This window comes from Spiroplasma endosymbiont of 'Nebria riversi' (assembly GCF_018831625.1).
Classification (GTDB): domain Bacteria; phylum Bacillota_I; class Bacilli_A; order Mycoplasmatales; family Nriv7; genus Nriv7.
The window spans coordinates 1,224,604-1,248,561 of the sequence record NZ_CP065193.1 but is presented as its reverse complement, the minus strand read 5'-3'; the positions used below and the strand labels follow the sequence as shown (position 1 = coordinate 1,248,561).

Annotated in this window: 28 protein-coding genes and 1 pseudogene; 15 read left to right on the top strand and 14 right to left on the bottom strand. The window is 25.8% G+C overall.

What is annotated here, in order from left to right; all coding sequences use genetic code 4:
• Positions 1-10 precede the first annotated feature (10 nt).
• Positions 11-1,792: a DNA primase gene (gene dnaG / locus I5Q57_RS08060; RefSeq protein WP_215826049.1), complete on the bottom strand. Its 1,782-nt coding sequence runs from the start codon at positions 1,790-1,792 to the stop codon at positions 11-13.
• Between the two features lie 24 nt (positions 1,793-1,816).
• Positions 1,817-3,190 (bottom strand): glycine--tRNA ligase, encoded by a 1,374-nt coding sequence (locus tag I5Q57_RS08055; RefSeq protein ID WP_369806577.1) that lies wholly within the window; start codon positions 3,188-3,190, stop codon positions 1,817-1,819.
• 343 nt (positions 3,191-3,533) lie between these two features.
• On the opposite strand from I5Q57_RS08055, the gene I5Q57_RS08050 reads away from it, so the two are divergent.
• The 15 genes and pseudogenes from I5Q57_RS08050 to I5Q57_RS07985 all read left to right on the top strand — a co-directional run bounded on the left by I5Q57_RS08050 (position 3,534) and on the right by I5Q57_RS07985 (position 17,035).
• On the top strand, positions 3,534-3,755 hold the full coding sequence (locus tag I5Q57_RS08050; RefSeq protein WP_215826047.1) for a hypothetical protein: 222 nt from the start codon (positions 3,534-3,536) through the stop codon (positions 3,753-3,755).
• Positions 3,718-4,428 carry a transposase gene (locus I5Q57_RS08045; RefSeq protein WP_215826046.1) on the top strand — a complete coding sequence of 237 codons (711 nt, stop codon included), beginning with the start codon at positions 3,718-3,720 and terminating at the stop codon, positions 4,426-4,428. The genes I5Q57_RS08050 and I5Q57_RS08045 overlap by 38 nt, the downstream gene beginning before the upstream one ends.
• 547 nt (positions 4,429-4,975) lie before the next feature.
• On the top strand, positions 4,976-5,515 hold the full coding sequence (locus tag I5Q57_RS08040) for a helix-turn-helix domain-containing protein (protein ID WP_215826045.1): 540 nt from the start codon (positions 4,976-4,978) through the stop codon (positions 5,513-5,515).
• 47 nt (positions 5,516-5,562) lie between these two features.
• Positions 5,563-6,612 (top strand): spermidine/putrescine ABC transporter ATP-binding protein, encoded by a 1,050-nt coding sequence (gene potA, locus I5Q57_RS08035; RefSeq protein WP_215827083.1) that lies wholly within the window; start codon positions 5,563-5,565, stop codon positions 6,610-6,612.
• A 1-nt stretch (position 6,613) separates the two neighbouring features.
• Positions 6,614-7,564 (top strand): spermidine/putrescine ABC transporter permease, encoded by a 951-nt coding sequence (potB, locus tag I5Q57_RS08030; protein ID WP_215826044.1) that lies wholly within the window; start codon positions 6,614-6,616, stop codon positions 7,562-7,564.
• On the top strand, positions 7,564-9,972 hold the full coding sequence (locus I5Q57_RS08025) for an extracellular solute-binding protein (RefSeq protein ID WP_215826043.1): 2,409 nt from the start codon (positions 7,564-7,566) through the stop codon (positions 9,970-9,972). The genes potB and I5Q57_RS08025 overlap by 1 nt, the downstream gene beginning before the upstream one ends.
• Positions 9,973-10,648: 676 nt before the next feature.
• On the top strand, positions 10,649-11,626 hold the full coding sequence (locus I5Q57_RS08020) for an IS1/IS1595 family N-terminal zinc-binding domain-containing protein (protein ID WP_215826042.1): 978 nt from the start codon (positions 10,649-10,651) through the stop codon (positions 11,624-11,626).
• Positions 11,627-11,997: 371 nt separating this feature from the next.
• Complete coding sequence (locus tag I5Q57_RS08015; protein ID WP_215826041.1) at positions 11,998-13,410, top strand: hypothetical protein; 1,413 nt, start codon at positions 11,998-12,000, stop codon at positions 13,408-13,410.
• Between the two features lie 361 nt (positions 13,411-13,771).
• Positions 13,772-14,056 carry a hypothetical protein gene (locus tag I5Q57_RS08010; protein ID WP_215826040.1) on the top strand — a complete coding sequence of 95 codons (285 nt, stop codon included), beginning with the start codon at positions 13,772-13,774 and terminating at the stop codon, positions 14,054-14,056.
• Between the two features lie 171 nt (positions 14,057-14,227).
• The gene (locus I5Q57_RS08005; protein ID WP_215826039.1) at positions 14,228-14,881 is read left to right on the top strand and encodes a hypothetical protein; all 654 of its coding nucleotides are present in this window, start codon (positions 14,228-14,230) and stop codon (positions 14,879-14,881) included.
• Between the two features lie 168 nt (positions 14,882-15,049).
• Positions 15,050-16,009 (top strand): IS1/IS1595 family N-terminal zinc-binding domain-containing protein, encoded by a 960-nt coding sequence (locus I5Q57_RS08000; RefSeq protein WP_215826038.1) that lies wholly within the window; start codon positions 15,050-15,052, stop codon positions 16,007-16,009.
• Between the two features lie 128 nt (positions 16,010-16,137).
• Complete coding sequence (locus I5Q57_RS07995) at positions 16,138-16,293, top strand: hypothetical protein (protein ID WP_215826037.1); 156 nt, start codon at positions 16,138-16,140, stop codon at positions 16,291-16,293.
• Positions 16,247-16,360 (top strand): annotated as a pseudogene (locus I5Q57_RS09960) (hypothetical protein); the annotation flags it as partial. The gene I5Q57_RS07995 and the pseudogene I5Q57_RS09960, both read left to right, overlap by 47 nt.
• A 102-nt stretch (positions 16,361-16,462) precedes the next feature.
• The gene (locus tag I5Q57_RS09510; RefSeq protein WP_246534692.1) at positions 16,463-16,648 is read left to right on the top strand and encodes a hypothetical protein; all 186 of its coding nucleotides are present in this window, start codon (positions 16,463-16,465) and stop codon (positions 16,646-16,648) included.
• On the top strand, positions 16,649-17,035 hold the full coding sequence (locus tag I5Q57_RS07985; protein ID WP_215826036.1) for a hypothetical protein: 387 nt from the start codon (positions 16,649-16,651) through the stop codon (positions 17,033-17,035).
• A gap of 450 nt (positions 17,036-17,485) precedes the next feature.
• Here the strand turns inward: I5Q57_RS07985 and I5Q57_RS07980 are convergent, their stop codons facing one another.
• The 12 genes from I5Q57_RS07980 to I5Q57_RS07925 form a co-directional block, all read right to left on the bottom strand.
• Entirely contained in the window at positions 17,486-18,505 is a 1,020-nt protein-coding gene (locus I5Q57_RS07980) for a DDE-type integrase/transposase/recombinase (RefSeq protein ID WP_215826035.1), read from the bottom strand.
• Positions 18,506-18,581: 76 nt separating this feature from the next.
• The gene (locus I5Q57_RS07975; protein ID WP_215826034.1) at positions 18,582-18,986 is read right to left on the bottom strand and encodes a hypothetical protein; all 405 of its coding nucleotides are present in this window, start codon (positions 18,984-18,986) and stop codon (positions 18,582-18,584) included.
• A 56-nt stretch (positions 18,987-19,042) separates the two neighbouring features.
• Positions 19,043-20,434 carry a hypothetical protein gene (locus tag I5Q57_RS07970; RefSeq protein WP_215826033.1) on the bottom strand — a complete coding sequence of 464 codons (1,392 nt, stop codon included), beginning with the start codon at positions 20,432-20,434 and terminating at the stop codon, positions 19,043-19,045.
• A gap of 24 nt (positions 20,435-20,458) precedes the next feature.
• Entirely contained in the window at positions 20,459-20,794 is a 336-nt protein-coding gene (locus tag I5Q57_RS07965; RefSeq protein WP_215826032.1) for a hypothetical protein, read from the bottom strand.
• Positions 20,795-20,887: 93 nt separating this feature from the next.
• Complete coding sequence (locus I5Q57_RS07960; protein WP_215826031.1) at positions 20,888-21,271, bottom strand: hypothetical protein; 384 nt, start codon at positions 21,269-21,271, stop codon at positions 20,888-20,890.
• 3 nt (positions 21,272-21,274) lie between these two features.
• On the bottom strand, positions 21,275-21,520 hold the full coding sequence (locus tag I5Q57_RS07955; protein WP_215826030.1) for a hypothetical protein: 246 nt from the start codon (positions 21,518-21,520) through the stop codon (positions 21,275-21,277).
• 10 nt (positions 21,521-21,530) lie between these two features.
• Positions 21,531-21,857: a hypothetical protein gene (locus I5Q57_RS07950; RefSeq protein ID WP_215826029.1), complete on the bottom strand. Its 327-nt coding sequence runs from the start codon at positions 21,855-21,857 to the stop codon at positions 21,531-21,533.
• A 13-nt stretch (positions 21,858-21,870) separates the two neighbouring features.
• Positions 21,871-22,452: a hypothetical protein gene (locus tag I5Q57_RS07945; RefSeq protein WP_215826028.1), complete on the bottom strand. Its 582-nt coding sequence runs from the start codon at positions 22,450-22,452 to the stop codon at positions 21,871-21,873.
• A 9-nt stretch (positions 22,453-22,461) separates the two neighbouring features.
• Positions 22,462-22,863 (bottom strand): hypothetical protein, encoded by a 402-nt coding sequence (locus tag I5Q57_RS07940; protein WP_215826027.1) that lies wholly within the window; start codon positions 22,861-22,863, stop codon positions 22,462-22,464.
• 28 nt (positions 22,864-22,891) lie between these two features.
• On the bottom strand, positions 22,892-23,134 hold the full coding sequence (locus tag I5Q57_RS07935; RefSeq protein WP_215826026.1) for a hypothetical protein: 243 nt from the start codon (positions 23,132-23,134) through the stop codon (positions 22,892-22,894).
• Between the two features lie 15 nt (positions 23,135-23,149).
• On the bottom strand, positions 23,150-23,380 hold the full coding sequence (locus tag I5Q57_RS07930) for a hypothetical protein (protein WP_215826025.1): 231 nt from the start codon (positions 23,378-23,380) through the stop codon (positions 23,150-23,152).
• A gap of 165 nt (positions 23,381-23,545) precedes the next feature.
• Positions 23,546-23,758 (bottom strand): hypothetical protein, encoded by a 213-nt coding sequence (locus I5Q57_RS07925; protein WP_215825875.1) that lies wholly within the window; start codon positions 23,756-23,758, stop codon positions 23,546-23,548.
• Positions 23,759-23,958: the final 200 nt, after the last annotated feature.

Sequence of the window (23,958 nt, the reverse complement as noted above, 5' to 3'; positions counted from 1 at the left end):
TTTTTCGCATCTATTGACCACTCTTTTCTCTTTTAATATTTTTTGACAAACTAATAATTTTTTGCCCAATTGCTATTTTTTCATTAACATTATTAGTTGCTAATCATTTTTTTGCTCATTTATCTTTTTCTAATTTAATTAAGTAATTATAAATAGTTTCTTGACAATCATTAATTAACTTAGGGCGATAAACAAATTCTTGTTTATTATAAAGACTATAAATCATTTCTAACGACTTTTTTACTTGTTCTTGTTGTAATGATTTTAGAAAATCTTCATAATTTACTTTTCCTGCTTGCGGATTTTTATCATATCAACTAATAATTTCTGATAATAAAACTTTTTTAATGGGATCAATTAAGGAAAAATTATTTAATTCGCTATTAGTTAATGTTTCTTTTGTATAAAGTAACGAAAATATAATAATATTTTCCGATTTCTCAATCGGATTTAAATATAAATTCTTATTAGCCCCAGCATTTTTAGGATTTATTTTATCAGTAGTTTCTATTGTTTGCTTAGCAAACAATGTTTGTTCAAGGATTTTTTTATTCAAATTAGTTATTGTTTCCAACTTATTTAAATAAAAATTTACTTCAACAGCACGGTGTAATAACTGAAAAAATGGAGTAACTTTTTTTAAAAGTTCAGTCACATTATCAATTTTCTTTAAATCTAAATTATTTTCAAAATAATTTAAAACAAAGTCTAAAGGATGAATACTATTTTTAATTAAAGCACGAACTGCTACTGCGCCTTCTTTTTTAATTAAATCATCGGGATCCAATGTTGTTGGATTGTTTACTACTTTAACATTAAATTTGTGATATCATAATTCACTAATCATTTTAAACGCAGCTATAATTCCGGCATCATCACCATCCAAAAATAAAATAATTTCATTAGTAACCTTTTTTAATATTGAACAATGTTGTGCACTTAAACTTGTTCCCATAATGGCAACGGCATTGTTAATGCCAATTTTGCTTAAAGCAATAATATCCATAAATCCTTCACAAATTAATAAATACTTATCTTGATGCAAATAATTTTTTGCAAAACTTAAGTTATACAATAATTGATTTTTTTTAAAAATATTAGTTTCTAAGGTATTCATATATTTTGGTTGTTGATTTTCCAAATATGAACGGCTCGAAAAACCAATGATATTATGTTCTATATCACGAATCGGAAACATAATCCGATTTCTAAAATAATCATTAAAATGATTATTTTGATAAACAACTAAACCAGAAATAACTAATTCACTAGGTTTATAACCTTTTTGTTGTAAATATGCTACTAGTCAATCTTCACTAGGCGCCAATCCAATACTAAATTGTTCTCTTAACTTATTATCAATATTTCGCTCTTCTAAATATTTTTTTGTTTGAATATCAATTTTGCTATCTAAATGATACATAAAGTATTCACAAGCTAAAGCATTAATCGCAAATATTTTCAAAGTTTCACTATCATATTTATTTTTTGTTCATTGCTCTAATTCTTGTAAATCAATATTTACAAGTACTGCTACTTCTTTTAAAGCTTCTAAAAAGGAAATTTTTTTATATTTTTGCAAAAAAGTAAAGACATTCCCGGAAGCTTGACAAGAAAAACACCGATAAATTTGTTTTTCAGGAGAAACACTCATTGAAGGCGCATTGTCTTCGTGAAAAGGACAAGCTGTTCAATAGTTACGACCTTTTTTTTGCAATTTTAAATATTGACCAATAATTTTAGTAATATTAGTTCTCGTTCTAATGAGAGAAATTTTTTCAGGATTAACCATACTAGCTTTATTTCTCCTTACACTTTAATTTTGTTTTTGCAAGTGTTTAAGGTATTTTCTTAATTTTCTAACTTTTACTCGTTTTTGCACCATCGTGTCGCGAAAACGCACCGTTATACTTCTTCTTCACCGTCTTAAGCTTTTAAAATCAACCGTAATACAATAAGGCGTTCCAATACCATCTTGACGACGATATCTTTTCCCAATATTTTGCGTTTCATCATAAGTTGCTAAAAAATCGTTAGCTAACTCTTCATATAATTTATACGCTTCTTCATTTAATTGCTTACTTAAAGGTAAAATAGCAACATAATAAGGAGCCAAATTATGATTTAATCGCAATATCGTGCGTTTACTATTATCTGGAAAAATCTCAACATCATAAGCATCATTTAAAATGGCCAACATTAATCTGCCAACACCGACTGACGGTTCAATAACATTAGCAAATATCTTCGCATTTAATTCTGAATCTAAATAACTTAAATCTTCACCACTATGTTTACTATGCGTTTTTAAATCAAAAGAAGAACGATTACTAATACCCCATAACTCTTGCTTACCAAAAGGAAAATTATATTCAATATCCACAGTTCGCTTCGCATAATGAGCTAAAACACTATCTTCGTGTTCATTTAAACTAAAATTACACTGTTTAATACCAACATCTAGTAAAAATTGCTGACAATAACTTAATCAATAATCAAATCACTCAGTTTGATCATTAGGATTAAAAAAAAATTCCAATTCCATTTGCTCAAATTCTCTTGTCCGAAAAATAAAGTGTCCCGGAGTAATTTCATTACGAAAAGCTTTTCCAATTTGACCAACCCCAAAGGGCAATTTCTTTCTTAAACTTCGTTGAATATTTTTGAAATTTACAAAAATTCCTTGCGCTGTTTCTGGGCGCAAATAAACAACACCTTGATCATTTGCTAAAACCCCTTGTTGAGTTTTGAACATCAAATCAAATGAACGAACCGCTGTAAAATTATTATTCTTACAATTAGGGCACACAACTTGATGTTCTTTTAATAAGGCTTGCAATTCATCAGCACGCAATTTTTGAAAATCAACAGTCACATTGCTTAACAAATGATCCACTCGAAACCGCTTAATACAACTTTTACAATCCACAAATAAATCGTAAAAATTATCAAGATGCCCCGAAGCCTTCCAAACACTACTGTTCATAACAATGGCACTATCCAGTCCAACATTCAAAGGATGCTTCGTCACAAACCGTTCCCATCACAAATGTTGCAAACGATTTTTCAACTGTGTTCCCAACGGGCCATAATCCCAACTATTACTTAACCCACCATAAATTTGCGAACCCTGAAAAACAAAGCCATACTCCTTCAAATGATTAACTAACAATTCCATTCTCTTATTAATATCCGCCATAGTAACCCCGCTCTAAAAAACAAAGACTCAAGACATTATTCATTTAAATACTACTTAAATAAAACCCGAGTTCTTCAACAATAATTGTATGTTTAAATTTTTATTTATTTTTATATATGCAATAGCAATATCTAATGCACCAAACAAGTATAGAATATACCGTATATTTTGTCAACCTATTATAAGGGTGTGTAATATCTCTGTGTTACCTTACATTATAAGAGTATGTGTTATTTGCAGAAAATAAATTTTAATTTTGTAAAAAACTCTTGATGTTTATTGAATATACTTAATTTTAGGTATATTTTTAATATGATAGAGGTGGATAATAATTATGGAAAAAATAATTCAAGAACTAGTAAATATTTTAACAGATGATCAATTTGTAGAATTTTATGAAAAAGTCAAACAACAAGCAGAATTAATAAAAAAACAAAAACGTTTAAATGAAATTGATCAAAAATTTAGAGCACGAGGTATTAAATGCCCTAAATATGAATCTTACCATTGCGTTAAAAATGGACATAATTCAGAAGGAAAAAAAATATTTATGTAAAAATTGCCGTGCAAGTTTTGACGCTTTTCGTAATCATTTTATTTATTGAAGTCATTTAAATTATGAACAATGAAATTTATTAATTCAAATTTCATTGCTGGGGCAATTTAATAAAACAATTTCTCGTTTTATTAAAACTACATTAAAAACTGCTTGATATAATCGTCAAAAATTAATGAAATCAAAACAATTAGAAAATACCCAATTAAAATTTAAAAAATTATCTGGTAAAATCCAAATCGATGAAACATTTATTAAAGAAATTCATAAAGGAAATTTCAAACATAAAACTGATCCACGAAGAATTCACCTTGACCCATTCGCAACTAATACTAAATGCTATATTCAAATGGCAGTTGATAATAATAACAATATTTATGTTAAATCCACAAACACCAAACGTTTACAAAAACAATGAGTTATTGAAAATATGAACAAAGAATTAATTAACCAAAATTCAATTATTACTTCTGATATGCAAAAATTATATTTTTTAGTAGCAAAACAAACAAATTCTACTTTATGTGTAACTAAAACAACAATTAATCCTGAAGCTAGTTATCGTAACTTAAATAAAATCAGTAAATTACAATCTAGTCTTAAAGAAGCCTTAATTTATTATCACGGTTTAGGTTTTACTAATATTCAAAATTATTTAAATCTCTGAAAATAAAAATACCAACATAAGGGTTTAACTCCGAACCAACAAACAGCGGTATTATATTTTAATGTATAAAAAATTAAAGTAAAAATAGTAATTTTACATAAAAGTCTTTTAAAATCATCAACTTGATGATTTTTTTTATTTTATCAAGAGTTTTCGACAAAATTAAAATAAAAAATTATTTTAATGTTTTTTTTATAAGCATTTTACTTAGTTTTTATAACATTCTATTAAGATTATGTTTGTTAATATTAAATATTTTATTTCATTACTTATTTTTCAAATAAAAAGGTAATCAATTTTTAGTTACTTTTCTTTCAAAATTATTCAAATCTTCTCCTGCCTAACAAAACTTTATGCGTCCATTTTACATAAAAGCCTTTTAAAATTATCAAGTTGATGATTTTTTTTATTTTATCAAGAGTTTTCGACAAAATTAAAAAAAATTCTTAGTTTTTCTTTGTTAATTTAATTGACATCACGATAAAATCGTATATAATCGTTTTGTAATTAAACTTAATGTTTACTAATACTAAACAAAGAATGGTGGTGTTTTATGGATATTGGCAAGAAAATTAAAGCATTACGGTTAAAACAAGATTTAACAATTGATGAATTAGCACAACGATGTGAATTAACTAAGGGGTTTATTAGTCAATTGGAACGAGATTTAACATCACCAAGTATTGAAACATTACAAGATATTATTTCGGTATTGAATTGTTCTTTAAGTGATTTTTTTAAAGATGATGAAAAAAATAAAAGTTATGTATTTTCTAGTGATGCGATGTCAATTTTAGAAGAAACGGATTATCATATTAAGTGACTTATTGCTACGAGTCAAGCTCATAGTATGGAACCAATTTTAATAACATTAAAAGCAGGAAAAAGTTCACCAAAAGTTAATCCTTTTATTGGGGAAGTGTTTGGATTAGTTTTGACTGGTCGGGTTGTTGTCATTGTTGGCAATAAAAAGATTACTGCCAATACGGGCGATGCTTTTCATTTAGAAGTTAATGAAGAACATTATTTAAAAAATAATATGTTAAATGGTGACAGTAAAGTTCTTTGAATTACAACACCACCAAGGTTTTAAAAAGATATTTACTATTTAGGAGTGATGAAAAAATGATTGATACAGTAATTAAACCTAATATTTTAGAATTACGAAATATTACGAAAGATTTTTCTGGTGAAGTGGTTTTAAAGGGAATTAGTTTAAATATTAAAGCTGGTGAATTTATTACTTTATTGGGACCGAGTGGTTGTGGAAAAACTACTACTTTAAGAATTATTGGTGGTTTTGATGACCCTAATAGTGGCGAAATTCTTTTTGAAAGTCAAAATATGCTTCGGGTGCCAATTCATAAACGCAAAATTAATACAATTTTTCAAAATTATGCGTTATTTCCGCATTTGAATGTTTATGAAAATGTTGCTTATGGTTTAAAAATTAAAAAATTAAAAATTGATGTTATTAAAAAAGCAGTTTTAGAAGCATTGGAATTAGTTAATTTAGTTGGTTTTCAAGATAAGGATATTGATGAATTATCTGGGGGTCAAAAACAACGCGTAGCAATTGCAAGAGCATTAGTTAATAAACCTAAAGTTTTATTATTAGATGAACCATTAGCAGCTTTAGATTTAAAATTAAGACAACAAATGCAGTTAGAATTAAAACGATTACAAAATGATTTAGATATTACTTTTATTTTAGTAACGCATGATCAAGAAGAAGCATTTACAATGTCTGATCGGATTGTTGTGATGAATGAAGGACAAATTCAACAAGTAGGAAGTCCTGAAAATATTTATAATGAACCAGAAAATAAATGAACAGCTAAATTTGTTGGGGCATCAAATATTATTGAGAATGCAGTATTTGTTCACGATAATTTAGTTCATTTTGATGGTCGCGATTTTCGTTGTTTAGATAAAGGATATGGTACTAATGAAACTAATATTGATATTGTAATTCGTCCGGAAGATATTGATATTGTTGGTGAAAAGAGTGGATATTTTCGTGGTACCGTTAAGAGTGTAACTTTTAAAGGTGTTTATTGAGAAATTGTTATTGCAACGCGAAAACGAAATTTTTTGGTGCATTCAACAGATACAGTTATTGTTGGTAAAAAAGTTGGTGTTAGGTGGTCAGTAGAAGACATTCATGTAATGTGAAAAGAGGTTGAATAAGGTGAAAAAAGATAAAGATAAAAATAACTTTTTTAGCCGGATAACACATAATGTCAAAATTCGGTTTCAATGACTACAAGAAAATTTTAAAAAGAATTTACAAAATATTAAGGAAAATCGTTTTATTAAAAAAAGTAATAATAGTTGAGTGCCATTAATGATTCCTTATGTTATTTTAATGATATTATTAATTGTTGCACCACTTTTTATTCTCTTACTATATTCCCTAATTAGTCCTACTAATGATGTTTTAATTTTTGATTTTACAATAAATAATTTTAAAAGTTTTTTTTATGAGCAATCATTTTTAGCATCATTAGGTCGTTCATTATTATATGCAACTGTTGCGACATTTTTTGCCATTCTTATTGGTTATCCCGTAGCATATTTAATGGTCTTTTCAAAGTCAAAATTAGTATCAAAAAATATTTGAATATTAGTAACATTACCAATTTGAATTAATATGTTAGTAAAAACTATTGGTTTAAAAACAATGTTTGATTTAATTGAAAGAATAACTAATGTGCATTTATCAGGAACACCAATAGCAATCGTTATTGGAATGATTTATATGTTTATTCCTTTTGTTATTATTCCTATATTTAATAGTTTGGATAAAATGGATCGTAGTTGAATTGAAGCGAGCAAAGATTTAGGTGCTAGTCCTTATCAAACATTTTGAAGAATTACTTTTCGTTATTCAATGCCAGGAATTATTACCGGAATTATTTTTATGCTATTACAAGCGGCAACAAGTTTAATTGTTGTTAAGTATATGGGACAAGAAAAAATTACTTTAATATCTTCTGTTATTGAAGCATATTTTTTTCAAGGTGCTAATTTTGGTTTAGCAGCTGCAATTTCAGTATTTTTAGGATTTATAATTTTATTATTAGTTATTGTGTTGCGCTTATTAGGGAAAAGAATTTATGGTAAGGTAGGAACGAGATAATGATTAAAAAAATCTTTAAAAGTTCTTATTTACTTTTAGTATTATTATTTATTTATGTGCCCATTAGTATTTTAATTTTTTATTCTTTTAATGATGAGCGAAGTTTAACACATTTTAATGGTAATTTTTCGTTAACTTGATATGAAAAGTTTTTTCAAGATCGGTTGTTTCTTGAATCAATTATTTCTAGTTTGTTAGTAGCGGTTATTGCAACAATTGTTTCAGTTATTATTGGAACTTTAGCTGCCATTGGTATTAGTAAAGCTAAAAAAGTAACGCAATCGTTAACATTAAATATTTCTAATATTCCTTTAATTAATGCTGATGTTGTTACTGCGGTATCGTTAATGATGTTATTTATGGCTTTAGGTTTTAACTTTGGTCTTTTTAGTTTAATTTTAGGACATATTTCTTTTAATATTCCTTATGTAATTATTACGGTTTTACCACGATTAAGAAGAGTTCACCCATCAATTATTGAAGCATCATTGGATTTAGGTGCTAGTCCGAGATATACTTTAAGAAAAGTTATTTTACCTTTAATTTGACCCGCTATTGTTGCTGCTAGTGTTATTTCTTTTGCGATGTCTTTTGATGATTTTATTATTTCTTATTTTACAGGTGGCAATGTAACTAATGTTGCTACATATATTTATACTTTAAAACGACTAACGCCGGTTGTTAATGCTTTTGGCACAATATTAATTTCAATTGTGGCGATTTTAGTTTTAAGTTGAAATTGTTATACTATTATTAGTACGCAGATTAAGTCACGAAATCATAAAATTTTAACAGAAAAATATCGGGCTAAAATTATTATTAATAGTGAAAGAAAACTATTGCAGTTATATTTGCAGTTAAATAATCTTAATCTTGTAAAAAATCTTAATATTTTAAAATTAAAACGAAAAATTTTTCATTTAGAAATTAAAGTAGATAAAGAAAAGTTATGAATTAAATCAAAAAAAGTACAAATTATTCGTCGCGATAAACGACAAGAACGAATTAGTGAGAAAAGAAGAGAGAAATATTATTGATTAGTTCGTTGACCTTGGCGAGCAATTATTATTGTGGCATTAAGTTTTACCTCATTAGGAGCTTTAACATTTGTTTATGTGCAAAATAATCTTTATGATTTTAAATTAGGAATTTGAGGAGAATATATTAATAGTTCGGTTGTGGAAAAATTTGAAACGGCACATAATATTAAGATGAAAGTAGAAACTTATGATAAGAATGAAGTTTTATATAATAAAATGTTTACTACTGATTATGATGTTATTGTTCCTTCTGATTATATGGCTTCAAGACTTATTGCTGAAAATAAGGTTGAAAAATTGGATTGAAGTCGCTTAATGCCAATTGGTAATGATCAGGTTTCTAGTGGGAATAGTTGTTCAGATTTAGATGGTACAAAGCCAGTAGATAGTTTATGAACTTATCTTGATTGTGGTATTAAAAAAGTAATTTCTGTTGCTGGTTATAAAACAGAAAAGTGATTATTAAGTGATTATGCTGTACCTTATTTTTGAGGTGATTTAACAATATTATTGAACTTTGAAAAACCAGAAACTAAAAATTGATTAATTGAAAAAGGTGTTGAAATTTTAATTACTAATGATGAAAAAAAAGAAGAATATTTAAATCCGACAACAGTATCATGAGAATTAATATGACAAGCTGCCCGAGAAGGTAAAAATGTTTTTGCATTAAGTGATTTTCGTAGTTTATATGGTTTAGCATTTCAAAGAATTAATCAAACAGTTAACCCCGAAAGAAAAGAAGATGTTGAATTTGCAACAAAATTATTAAAGGAATTAATTGTTGATTACAAGAATAATGTTACTTTACAAAGTGATGAAATTGTTAATAGTCTTTCAGCGCCATATAATCCAGATTCTAGTCGTTTATTTGATATTGCCGTAATGTATAATGGTGATGCTGTTGCTTCGTTTTATGATAAAAATCAAAATATTCGTGATCGTAATTTTAAAAGTGTGCGACCACGAAAAGCAATTCCAAAGATTGATTCGACAACAGGAATATCTAATCTAGATGTTTTAACACCACAAGGAACAAATGTTTGAGCTGATGTGGCGATGATTACTAAACATAGTTCTAATAAGGATTTAGCATATAAGTTTTTACAATTTGTTTTACAAGATAAAGTACAAACAGAGTTATCATTAGAATTTGGTTATAATACGCCTTTGTTTAAAGATACACAAGATATTGTTAATGATGAGTATAAATCTGTTGCTAGTATTTATTTACCAGTTGCTAATTTTATTAATGGTCAGTGAGTTACTGATATTCAAACTGCTTATGCTGGTTTTCAAAATAAATTTATTAAGGAAATTACTGATTCCTATACACGGGTAATAAGTGCTGGTTTAGGTGGTTATTAGATTATCAGGAATGACAATTAACAAATTTGTCATTCCTTTATTTATTTTTTAAAAATAGCTTATTAATTAAATTTCAAAGTAAAAAAATTGCAGATTAAAGATTTATCCTCGCTTGCTTGGTTTTTTATGATGTTCCTAGTAGAAGATTTTTATTTAGTTGTTGTTGCTGTGATTTTCTTAAACTAAGCAAGGTTAACGATAATTTTAATCTAATTTAAAAAAAGACTGAAATAAAATTCAGTCTTTTTCTTAGTTTTAAAATATTTGGTTGATAATTATCAATTAAGTGAGTTTATTAAAACACTATAATTAACTGTTACTGTGCCAGTATAAACAGCTGAATCAAGTGAAATAATTTTTACACTGTTATTAGTAATATTTTCAATTTTGATTTTATTAATATTTAACTACGGATTTAATTGTTTTACTTTTTCTTTGATTTGTTGTTCTGTTGGATTTTTTAATTCCTCAGTTATAAATTCACCTAGATTAGCATTGACAATAATGGATGATAATTTAAAAGAATTGTTATTTCTTTCAATTATTTGGGGTTGATTTTTTTCTTGATATATTGATATTGAAATAAAAACAAAAATCCTTATTAAAATTAAATTTTAATTTTGTAGAAAACTCTTGATATTTATTGAATATACTTAATTTTAGGTATATTTTTAATATGATAGAGGTGGATAATAATTATGGGGAGAATAATTCAAGAACTAGTAAACACTTTAACAGATGATCAACTTTTAGAATTTTATGAAAAAGTCAAACAACAAGCAGAATTAATAAAAAAAAACGTTTAAATGAAATTGATCAAAAATTTAGAGCACAAGGTATTAAATGACCTAAATGTGAATCTTACCATTGCGTTAAAAATGGACATAATTCAGAAGGAAAACAAAAATATTTATGTAAAAATTGCCGTGCAAGTTTTGATGCTTGTCGTAATTATTTTATTTATTGAATTCATTTAAATTATGAACAATGAAATTTATTGATTCAAATTTCATTGCTGGGGCAATCTAGTAAAACAATTTCTCGGTTTATTAAAACTACATTAAAAACTGCTTGATATAATCGTCAAAAATTAATGAAATCAAAACAATTAGAAAATACCCAATTAAAATTTAAAAAATTATCTGGTAAAATCCAAATCGATGAAACATTTATTAAAGAAATTCATAAAGGAAATTTCAAACATAAAACTGATCCACGAAGAATTCACCTTGACCCATTCGCAACTAATACTAAATGCTGTGTTCAAATGACAGTTGATAATAATAACAATATTTATGTTAAATCCACAAACACCAAACGTTTACAAAAACAATGAGTTATTGAAAATATGAACAAAGAATTAATTAACCAAAATTCAATTATTACTTCTGATATGCAAAAATTATATTTTTTAGTAGCAAAAAAAACAAATTCTACTTTATGTGTAACTAAAACAACAATTAATCCTGAAGCTAGTTATCGTAACTTAAATAAAATCAGTAAATTACAATCTAGTCTTAAAGAAGCCTTAATTCATTATCATGGTTTAGGTTTTACTAATATTAAAAATTATTTAAATCTCTGAAAATGAAAATACCAACATAAGGGTTTAACTCCAAACCAACAAACAGCGGTATTATATTTTAATGTATAAAAAATTAAAGTAAAAATATTAATTTTATATAAAAGCCTTTTAAAATTATCAAGTTGATGATTTTTTTTATTTTATCAAGAGTTTTCTACAAAATTAAAAAAAAAATTTTATTCATATTTATTTAATAAAATTTGCTATAATAAAATAATCTTAACCTTATGATAAAAAATAAGGATATCAAGAATTAAATATAAAATTGTTATTAAATTTTTTCATATTTAATGACCTGAAAAAGTAGAAATTTTTGTTTGTTGGTGTATAAGGAAATTCCAAAGTAAGAAAGATTCTAGGCTCAGATTTAGAGAAAGGATGTTGATTGTTTATTAAATTTTTATTAATTAGTAAAAATTTGTGAAAAGGATTTGATATTAATGAAAAAAATATTAGGAATCTTAGGAACTATAACAATAACAGGAAGCGGAATGACAGGGGTTGTTGGAAATGCTCCAGTTTTAACAAAAAATGAAATTAATTATTTACAAAGATATAAAAGAAGCAAAAATAAACCAATAATAATTGATAGTTATCAAAATAAAATTGAAATTACACCAATTTGAACTGATCTAGAAAAAACATTCGGGGGTTTAACAACAGTAATATCAAATACAATTAGTATTGTTTCCACAAATAATCAACAACTTTATTATTTGGATGTAACAAAGCCAGCTAGAGAAAGATGGGTTGACTTAGGAAAACAAAGTGGGTCAAATATTAAAGTTTCAAATACAAGTGTTATTGTTCAAGAATTTAAAACTGATGAACTTTGATATTTAGATTTTTCAAATCCATATAGCCCTGTTTGAACTGACTTAGGTAAAAAAGTAACTTTTGGTCCTACTCAAATGTCAAATACAGTTTTTATTATTTTAGAAAAAGATACCAATGAGCTTTATTATTTGGATGTAACAAAGCCAGCTAGCGAAAGATGGGTTGACTTAGGAAAAAATATTATGAATCCTCCTTGATATGGTCATGTTTCTAGTGCTATAACTTTTATTATGGAAAAAAATACTCAAAAACTTTGATATTTAGATTTTTCAAATCCATATAACCCTGTTTGAACTGACCTGGATAAAAATGCAAACAATGCAATTACTATTATTTCAAGCACAACGGCTTTCATTCTGGAATATAATACGAATAAACTTTGATATTTAGATTTTTCAAATCCAAAAAATCCAATATGAAATGATTTAGGTAAACAAGGATCATTAGGTTATGTAATTAAGTTTACAACCACAACAGCTCTTTTTGTTGAAAAAAATACTCAAAAACTTTGATATTTAGATTTTTCAAATCCATATAATCCTGTTTGAACTAATTTAGAAGAAGTAATAAAGGTTTCTGATAGTGGTGTAACTAAAACAACCAATACTACAAGTTTTATTATGGAATATAATACGAATAAACTTTGATATTTAGATTTTTCAAATCCAAAAAATCCAATATGAAATGATTTAGGTAAACAAGGATCATTAAGTTGATTTTTATCTAATAATAAATTTATGTTTTTAGAATGGATCCCCGATTTAGGGCCTTCAACTATTTGACATTTAGATTTTTCAAATCCAAAAAATCCAATTTGAACAAATTTAAGCGGAGATATAAAAGTATTCTCATTTTATAAAATGTCAGATACATTATTTTTGGTTTGGTGGCGTGATTCAAATAAAATTTATAAGTTAGAAATTAAAAATATAGAATTAAAACTTAATGATTTAGAAAACAGAATAAATAATTTAGCAAATTCTTCTAAAGTACTTGCTAAAGGCGGTACTTTATAGTGGCCTTGCCGGAAATGTTGCAGGAGAAATAGAATAAAAAATTTGTAATATAAATAAATATTTAAAATGACAATTTAATTAAATTGTCATTTTTCATTTTTTATCATCCTTTCTATTTTGAAAAAATGAAAAAATTTTTTAGTTATTAAGAATAAAAAGATTTTTGTAATATACCACAGACTTATGACAAGTACAAGCATTTTTTTAAAAAAGGAATGATAAATTATAAAATAAAGCAGGAATTTCTTAAAAATAGTTTATAATGAAATTCCAAAATAAGTAGATTCCAGACTAACATTTGGAGAAAGGAAAAGGTGTTATAAATTTTATTAATTAGCAAAAATTCACGAAAGGAATTTGATTGATATGAAAAAACACTTATAAAGATGCTACTTTATTATCAACAAAAGATAATGAAAAGTTTAAAGGTGCATTTCGTTTTGAAGTAACTTTAAAAAACTATGACGGTCCTAATAAACAAATAAGTATTAAAGATGTAGTAAAAAATACTGATTTAGGTAAAATTATAACCAACAATAAAGATGATATTTTAAATAAATTAAAAGACAAAAATGAAGAATTAGTTTTAACTGAGGTATTTTTAACCAATATTACGGAAAATAGTGCTATTTTAAATATTAAATAGAATTCACAAATTTATTTTCATGATGAAACTATGAAAATAAAATTTGAAATTGATATTAATGAACGAGCCCTTACACAGGAATATTTTCAAAATGAATAATTTAATACAAACGGAAATTACAGTGGTGGAATAATTGGAACAGTAAACAATGAATATGCTTTGTTTACTTATATGGGAAATATTTATAAATCATCATTAAAGAAGTCAAACGAGCAATTTAAATTAATAAAACAAGATGATGATAAAAAAATAATATCTTGATATTGTTATTCAATGGAAAAAAATGGATTTTTCTATTATTTTGATACTAGTGGAAATCGTTATCAAATTTCAAAAGAAGGAAAAATTATTGAAATAAAAAAATATAGCGGGCTCTCATCTAGTGCAACTAATGGCATTATGAATTTAAATGGGGAACCAGCACTTGTATCTTATGTCGTAAATAATTTAATAATTTATTTTTTAGATAATGAATTAAATATATATAAATCTAAAGAAATTAAACTAAAATCAGGTGACCTAGGAAGTAAATATTATATTTCGTTGTTTGAAGATTATAATGGGAAGATTGGATTTACCTCTTTAGATGGAATTTTATTAATTAATGATAAGTTAGATTATTATTATAAGGTGAAAAATAATTCTCTATTTGGAAATAATTTATCAAAGCTTATTGTTTTAGATGATAATAACTATGTAGTATCAGACTATGTTGCAAATGGACGTTTTGTTGATAAAAATTTTGATTATAAAAAAGGTCTTAATTTAATTAATAATTATTGTATTATGAATATTATTTCTACAAATATTAAAAATGAATTTTAATTTTGTCGAAAACTATTGATATTTATTGAATATACTTTTTAATTTTGTCGAAAACTATTGATATTTATTGAATATACTTTTTAATTTTGTCGAAAACTCTTGATATTTATTGAATATACTTAATTTTAGGTATATTTTTAATGTGATAGAGGTGGATAATAAATAATTATGGAAAAAATAATTCAAGAACTAGTAAATACTTTAACAGATGATCAATTTTTAGAATTTTATGAAAAAGTCAAACAACAAGCAGAATTAATAAAAAAACAAAAACGTTTAAATGAAATTGATCAAAAATTTAGAGCACGAGGTATTAAATGCCCTAAATGTGAATCTTGCCATTGCGTTAAAAATGGACATAATTCAGAAGGAAAACAAAAATATTTATGTAAAAATTGCCGTGCAAGTTTTGACGCTTTTCGTAATCATTTTATTTATTGAAGTCATTTAAATTATGAACAATGAAATTTATTGATTCAAATTTCATTGCTGGGTCAATATAGTAAAACAATTTCTCGTTTTATTAAAACTACATTAAAAACTGCTTGATATAATCGTCAAAAATTAATGAAATCAAAACAATTAGAAAATACCCAATTAAAATTTAAAAAATTATCTGGTAAAATCCAAATCGATGAAACATTTATTAAAGAAATTCATAAAGGAAATTTCAAACATAAAACTGATCCACGAAGAATTCACCTTGACCCATTAGCAACTAATACTAAATGCTGTATTCAAATGGCAGTTGATAATAATAACAATATTTATGTTAAATCCACAAACACCAAACGTTTACAAAAACAATGAGTTATTGAAAATATGAACAAAGAATTAATTAACCAAAATTCAATTATTACTTCTGATATGCAAAAATTATATTTTTTAGTAGCGAAACAAACAAATTCTACTTTATGTGTAACTAAAACAACAATTAATCCTGAAGCTATTTATCGTAACTTAAATAAAATCAGTAAATTACAATCTAGTCTTAAAGAAGCCTTAATTCATTATCATGGTTTAGGTTTTACTAATATTCAAAATTATTTAAATCTCTGAAAATGAAAATACCAACATAAGGGTTTAACTCCAAAAAAACAAACAGCGGTATTATATTTTAATGTATAAAAAATTAAAGTAAAAATAGTAATTTTACATAAAAGCCTTTTAAAATTATCAAGTTGATGATTTTTTTTATTTTATCAAGAGTTTTCTACAAAATTAAAAAATATACTTAATTTTAGGTATATTTTTATATGATAGAGGTGGATAATAATTATGGAAAAAATAATTCAAGAACTAGTAAATACTTTAACAGATGATCAATTTTTAGAATTTTATGAAAAAGTCAAACAACAAGCATAATTAATAAAAAAACAAAAACGTTTAAATGAAATTGATCAAAAATTTAGAGCACATGGTATTAAATGCCCTAAATGTGAATCTTACCATCGCGTTAAAAATGGACATAATTCAGAAGGAAAACAAAAATATTTATGTAAAAATTGCCGTGCAAGTTTTGACGCTTTTCGTAATCATTTTATTTATTGAAGTCATTTAAATTATGAACAATGAAATTTATTGATTCAAATTTCATTGCTGGGGCAATCTAGTAAAACAATTTCTGTATTTAAAAAATTATCTGGTAAAATCCAAATCGATGAAACATTTATTAAAGAAATTCATAAAGGAAATTTCAAACATAAAACTGATCCACGAAGAATTCGCCTTGACCCATTCGCAACTAATACTAAATGCTGTATTTAAATGGCTGTTGATAACAACAACAATATTTATGTTAAATCCACAAACACCAAACGTTTACAAAAACAATGAGTTATTGAAAATATGAACAAAGAATTAATTAACCAAAATTCAATTATTACTTCTGATATGCAAAAATTATATTTTTTATTAGCAAAACAAACAAATTCTACTTTATGTGTAACTAAAACAACAATTAATCCTGAAGCTAGTTATCGTAACTTAAATAAAATCAGTAAATTACAATCTAGTCTTAAAGAAGCCTTAATTCATTATCATGGTTTAGGTTTTAATAATATTCAAAATTATTTAAATCTCTGAAAATGAAAATACCAACATAAGGGTTTAACTCCAAACCAACAAACAGCGGTATTATATTTTAATGTATAAAAAATTAAAGTAAAAATAGTAATTTTACATAAAAGCCTTTTAAAATTATCAAGTTGATGATTTTTTTTATTTTATCAAGAGTTTTCTACAAAATTAAAAAAAATGAATATTATGTTTTATTTGGATATAATAAACACTGGGGTGGCCCGCCTACAAAAGTGGCATTTGGAAAATTAACATTTGAATTGAAATAATAAAGAGTAAAATAATGAAAAAACTCAAAATGATTCAGAAATTTGATGTATTATCTTCTAAATTAGTTGAAACTAAGTTAACCCGTTTAAAATATTAAAATAATTTTCAATAGTATTTTATTTATAGTAAATTAATACAAAATTAACAGAAGTTGAAAAAGAACAAAAACAAAATATTAAAATAAAAAAATTATATTTTTAAAAATTTTTGTAATGTTTGAAATGGAGTTTTAGTGTTTAATGGTGAATGAGAGCGTTAAAAATTATAAAAGTAATAATATTTGTTTAAATAATGTTGGAGTTCATTTTGATTTAATTTTTTATCCGTAGCGTAAAATAATTTGGTATAATGTTGGTGGAATCGTTCAATCTTTCCGTTGCTCTGAGGCGGGCTTATTGGTGTGGTGGTTTCATGAACAATTCCATTTTTTGAAAGAAAGGTTGTAAAAAGCCTTTCTTTTACTTTGTATGCTTTTTTATTACTTCAGTTAGTAGTTGTAAATTCTGGAGCATTATCAGTGCGAAGGCGTTTAATAGTTATGCCAAGTTCACTAAAATCTTTTATTGCTCTTTGTACAGCATTAATAGCATTGTCAGTTCCTAAACTATCATAAACATAACCAAATACTATGCGTGTCATTTCGTCAATGAAATCATAAATGTAATATTTTTTATCAACCGGAAAATTTGATGTGGTAATGATTTTGGCATCCATTTGTAAAAGACCAATCTCGGAAACTTCATAACGCTTAAAATGGCGTTTCGTTTGTTTAATTTGTTGTTTTAATTCTTTTCAGCGAGGGTCAGATTTAATTCAGCGATAAAAAGTTTTGATGTTTTTAGGAACTTCTGAATTTTTAATATCGTGAAAACCGATTTTTAAATTATTAAATAAAGACCACATTCCACCGACTTGAAGATTTTTGTAATCAAAATATAAATCACATACTTTTTCACGATAATTTAAACTATATTGATAATTAAGATTTTGTGGTTTTGTAGTTTTAATCAATAACAAATCTAAATTGTCAGAATAATAGGCAGTCATAATTTTTTGTGCCCAACGATAAAAGGTTTTCGTTGCATTCTTAAAATATTTTTTAATAAGTTTTGTTAAAGTAGTTTCTTCAATATAGAAATAAGTTCATAAATTTAAATAAGCAGTAATGCGTTTTTTAGTTTTATAGTAATAAGGATTACGACAATTAGCACTTAGTCAACTTTGTACTTTTGCTTTTAAATCTGCTAAATCATCTTGGTAAATAATATATTTCATTTTTTAAACTCCTTAAATTAAGAAAATCGTATTTTTTGTAATACGATTTTCAAGAATGGTTATTAAATTACTAAAGTTAATAAGGCATTTCGGCAGAGAATAAAACTATACGATAAACACTTGAAACTTTTTTAAATGAAATTTTAACATTAATAATTTCGTCAAGCCAATAACTACGGACATCGTAAGTAGAGCCATCAATCTGATAACCATTTATTTTCTTATAAACACCATTTTTGTTATAAAGATTAGTAAATTCTGAATTATAAACATAAAATTGTTTTTGTAGTGCTAGAAAATTAGGTAATAAAATATTACTTTTTGTAAAATCAAGCATATCATAATTTTTAGGGATTAAAATTAAACCACTATTTTTAACACTAGCAAACTGCAAATTATATTCTTTAAAATTATTACTATTACTACACGCAGAGATAAATATTACCCCAACTAAATTTAAAGCTAATAAAAATTTTCACATAAAGGAAAATCCTCCTTTCAAAGGAATTATATTTTATATAAAAATACTTTAAATACTTAAGAAAACTTTTTTAATATCATTAGCAAGATTGCCAAAGGCACTACAAATTCAAATAACATCTGAAATGTCGGAATAACCTCAAACACCGGGAAGGCGGTTTTGGTAAAATTAATCGTTATTTTGGCAATATCCGCGAGGGGGCGAATTAAAAGATTAATCCCTGAAAGACCAAGCAATCAATTTAACATACTAACAGAAGCGTGCTGAATGCCACAGGATATCGCACTAAATAAACCCCAATAAGAACAGTTGGGCGTCGGAATTAAGTCATCCATATTACCACTTATGCCACCGCCAATAAAAGCCGTTGAATTCAAAATGTTAAAATCGTATAAAGAATAATGATATTCAGTACTTTCATTTTTCTTTTTATATAGTCGAAAAGTTAGTGTAAGAATATTAATTCCATACATTACATCAACTTTGGCATTGTAAAAATGCAGTTTATTACTAGTATCGTTTCATAATTGGTTATCATACGCTTTTAAAACATTAAAATCTATTTGATAAGAACTTTTACCGGCGTTAAAACCACTAGCAATTTGTTTGTCTTTAACAAAAAAATAGGAACGACCAATCATATTCTTACTATTTTGCATTGTGGAATTAAAATTAATTAAATACTGTTTGGGATAAAAAGTAATTAAGGAACGATAGAAAAAACCCATTTGTAAAACATTTTTAGGAATTTGTTGCATTCCCTTGTAATCTAATTCTACATAAGTAGAAACATCCATATCAAAACTCGCATAAAAGAATTGTGTAAAAAAACCACCTAAAATTTTATACAGTTTATTAAATAACCCATTAATAAAATCAATAGTTAAATCTTTTTGATAATAAAGTATAAAATCTTTAAAATCAGCCTTTAATTTGTCATCATAGCGTAAAAAATGGAAAGTATTACCATAATAATTAACTTGTCCAAAAAAGGTATTAATAAAATCTCCTCCAAAACTTGTTCGCGAGCCAGATTTTCAAAGCGATTTACCATTTTCTAAAAAATCATTATTGCCAACAATGCTACCATGCTCCGTTTTTATAGTAATAACATCACCAAAACTAGAAAAGGAAAGTTCTCTAAAAATAATTTTTTCCATCATATCAGCTTCAGGATATGAATTTTTGCGACTTAAATTAAATTTACTATTTTGTTTAAAACCATTTAACTTAATTGATATTTCATTCATATATTTAAAATTATCATCAAAGAAATTAAAAATTGGCACTCAATATAAATAGCTATAATTAAATTTATCAAAATCTCGGCGTTGTATCATTAAATAATCAAGTTTATCTTGAAACTGATTATACTGATATTCACCATCATTTTTAGTTATTGTTGTTGGTAATGGTTGCTCGTTATCTTTTTCAGGTAGAGGAGGCATTTCAGCAAAAAAGGAAATTATACGCTAAACACCTGAAACTTTTTTAAATGAAATTTTCACATTAACAATTTCGTCAAGCCAATAACTACGGACATCGTAAGTAGAACCATCAACCCAATAACCATTTATTTTTTTATAAACACCATTTTTGTTATAAAGATTAGTAAATTCTGAATTATAGACATAAAATTGTTTTTGTGGTGCCGGAAAATTAGGTAATAAAATATTACTTTTCGTAAAATCAAGCATATCATAATTTTTAGGGATTAAAATTAAACCACTATTCTTAACATTAGCAAACTCTAATTCGCAACTTTCACCACATTGACTAGGATTTAGGGCTCGTTTTTGTCGTTTCATAAATAATTGTTCCCTATTAGGTTTTCGTGGTTGTTTTGTATCAAAAAACGCCCCTAACTAATAAACATTATAAAATAAAATCAAGAAATAATTTTATCCATCTCCTCAAGCTTTAAAACTATTTTTTATCGCTTTAAAAGCATCAGAAAATTTATACTGTTGATGTTGTGGGCATTCACAATTAGCAACTTGCATTTGATGCTTTCTAAAAACTTTATTAAAGTAATAACCCCTAATAATTAACTTAATACCAGTTATTAAGAAATAAATAATTAATAATCAAAGATAAACATTAAAAAATACACTTTGAAAATTTAATGGTATAAAATCTTTAAAAAATTCATCCCCTTTAATTTGAAGAATTGTTAAAAATATTCAAATTATAATAATAACACTATGAAATATAATAAAAAAATGTATAAAACCTAAAACACTTTTAAATCATTTAATACCTAATATTTTTTTTAACTTTTTCATTTTTTAACTCCTTAAAATTAAATATATTGTTGATAAAATACAAATCGTTCCTAAAATTTGGAAAATCGGATGTTGGGAAAATAACCTTATCATTGGTTTAAATAGTTCTAAAATTTTAATATTATTTGATAGAACTTTATTAAAATATTCTAAACCCTCACGCACATAGGCTCATAAACCTAAAAAGTCATTTAAAGCAAAAATAGAAAAAACAGCGACAAGAATAAATAATATTATCAATTTAAACATTTTCTAAAACCTACCTTTTTATTCGCCGTCCGTGTTGGTTAACTCACGGTCTGTTTTTAGAATTATGCCCACTAAATTTCTTAATTGGACCACTAGATGATTTTTTCTTAGCTCCTCAATTAGCAACTGATTTTCGATATTTTTTACGAAAACCAACTTTTGGTCGTTCAATATGAATACCTAAAATGCCACCAATTACAAGATTTATCACAAGCATAATTAGCGGAAAAATAATAATACGAATATCTGTTCCGGGAATGGTTAAAGTTCAAATTAAATCAAAAACTTTATAAAACATATCGCCAATCAAACTAGCCATTTTTTCTAAGTTTTCCATTTTTTAAACTCCTTTACTTGTTTTTCTTCTTCAGATTATTTTTTAACTTAGTAAGTATCTTACTGAATTTTTCCATTTTTAAATATTCTAATGCTTCAATATCCATTACATTATCATTTCAAAATTTATGTTGATAATTATCGTTCAAAGCACGATTACTTAATTCACGCAAGAATGATAAATATTTATTATCATAAAGATTTAAAATTGACATCGGAATTTTCAATTTAAAGAAATAAATGTCTAATTCCGGAATGCTACAATACTTGATTTTGCGACCTTTTTTATCATTTTTTGCATTAATCAGAGTTAATCGTCATTGTTCGTATTCACTTACCGATTTAAAAGTGCCATAAATAACTTGTAAATAAGGACGAAAGATACTAACTGGTTTTTTTCTAATACCAAAAATTATTGAATTCGCAATATCACGAACTTTAACTCATATATGTTCGGCTCGTTGTCCGCTTGCTAATACGATATGAGTAAATTGCCGTGCTGAAGCAAAATATTCTTGTAAACCTTGGGTTACTCTATCATTTTCTTTATAGTCAGTTCCTTCTAAAAATAAGTTAGTTTCATATCATAACAGCAAATGCTTTTCTTATAATATCGGATAATTATAATCTAATAAAGACATATGCCCTAATGAAAGCATTTGTTTATCCGTAATCGGAAAATTAGAAATCGTTTTTCAACCACTTAATAAGTAAGAAGCTAAAACCATTAAAGCGGTTTTTCCATTCCCTAAGGCACCAATTACTAAATTTAAGGGCGAATTTAATAGGAAATTAATAAAACTACGACGAGCAAAGAAATGAGAAATTTTAGTATATAAAATATACAAAGCAATTAATAAATAAATAATATCAACTAACATTCGTCAACTCTGAGGATTATAATAATGCAAAATCGCACCATAGAATCACGCAATAATAAATAAAGTGCGATTTAAAGCGACAAAATCATATAATCTTAAATTTATTTTTTTAAACAGTAGTGTCACTTAAATCACACTTTATTTATTTTTATTACTATCTGCCGGGCATTAATTTTTCAAACATTTTGAAAGCGATTAAAAATAAACCAATAATCACGTCAAGCAAGAAAATTCAATATGTAGCAAAGAAATTAACAACATTTGGCATATTACCACCAATAATATCAGTTCAAATATTACCAAACGCTTTAATTAATGCTTTTCATAAGTTAGTAACCGCTTGCTCGCCAGTAACAGCCACTGGCGTAGTCACTTCTGTTAAGAAAGTTCTAATCATACAATCACCCCCTTTCTAAACAAAATATGATTTAACCTTATAAAATAAAATAACCATAAATAAGACGATGAATACTAATACCATTCAAAAGGCAATATTTGCTATTAAAAGTCAAAGTAGTTCTTTGGTTAAATCAATTTCTTTGCCGGAAACTCATGCCGGAATAACTTTAATTTGAATAAATAAATCTCAAAAATACAATTTTGTCATTTCTCAATATAAATCTTTTCAAGCAACTAAAAACATAATAATTACCGCTTAAAAGGTCAAAAGAGTAGAAAAATAATTGCCGAGAAGAGCATTACAATTATTAAAATTGAAAACAAAAATACAACTTGAGGCGGTAAATCGGCAGTTGGATAAATTAATTCAATTAACTCAATAATTACTTTTTTAAACATTTTCTAAAACCTACTTTTTAATTTCTTTTTCATCTTGTTCTAATAAATTTCGCTTAAACTTTGCAATAAATATTCGTTGTGAATAAGTAAAATCTTTTGGCAACCGCTTTGCTTCGCTACCATATTTCTTTTTATCTTTAAAAAACCGATAAATATTAACCGCAATATAATATGCTAGTAATAATGTTAAAATCGTGAAAAATACTAATCCAAAAATACTCATCTTTCTTTTCTCCTTAATTTTCTAATCTTTTAATATGCAATATCAACACAAAGTCAATTATCACCGACTAAATAAGTTCTAACAGATTCAACTGCAGATTTAGACGCTCAAAATTTTTGTTCTAATCCAGTTTTTTTATTAATAGAATATATAAACTTTCGACAATAATTTTTAGGTGGTTAACCCACACTAACTCACAT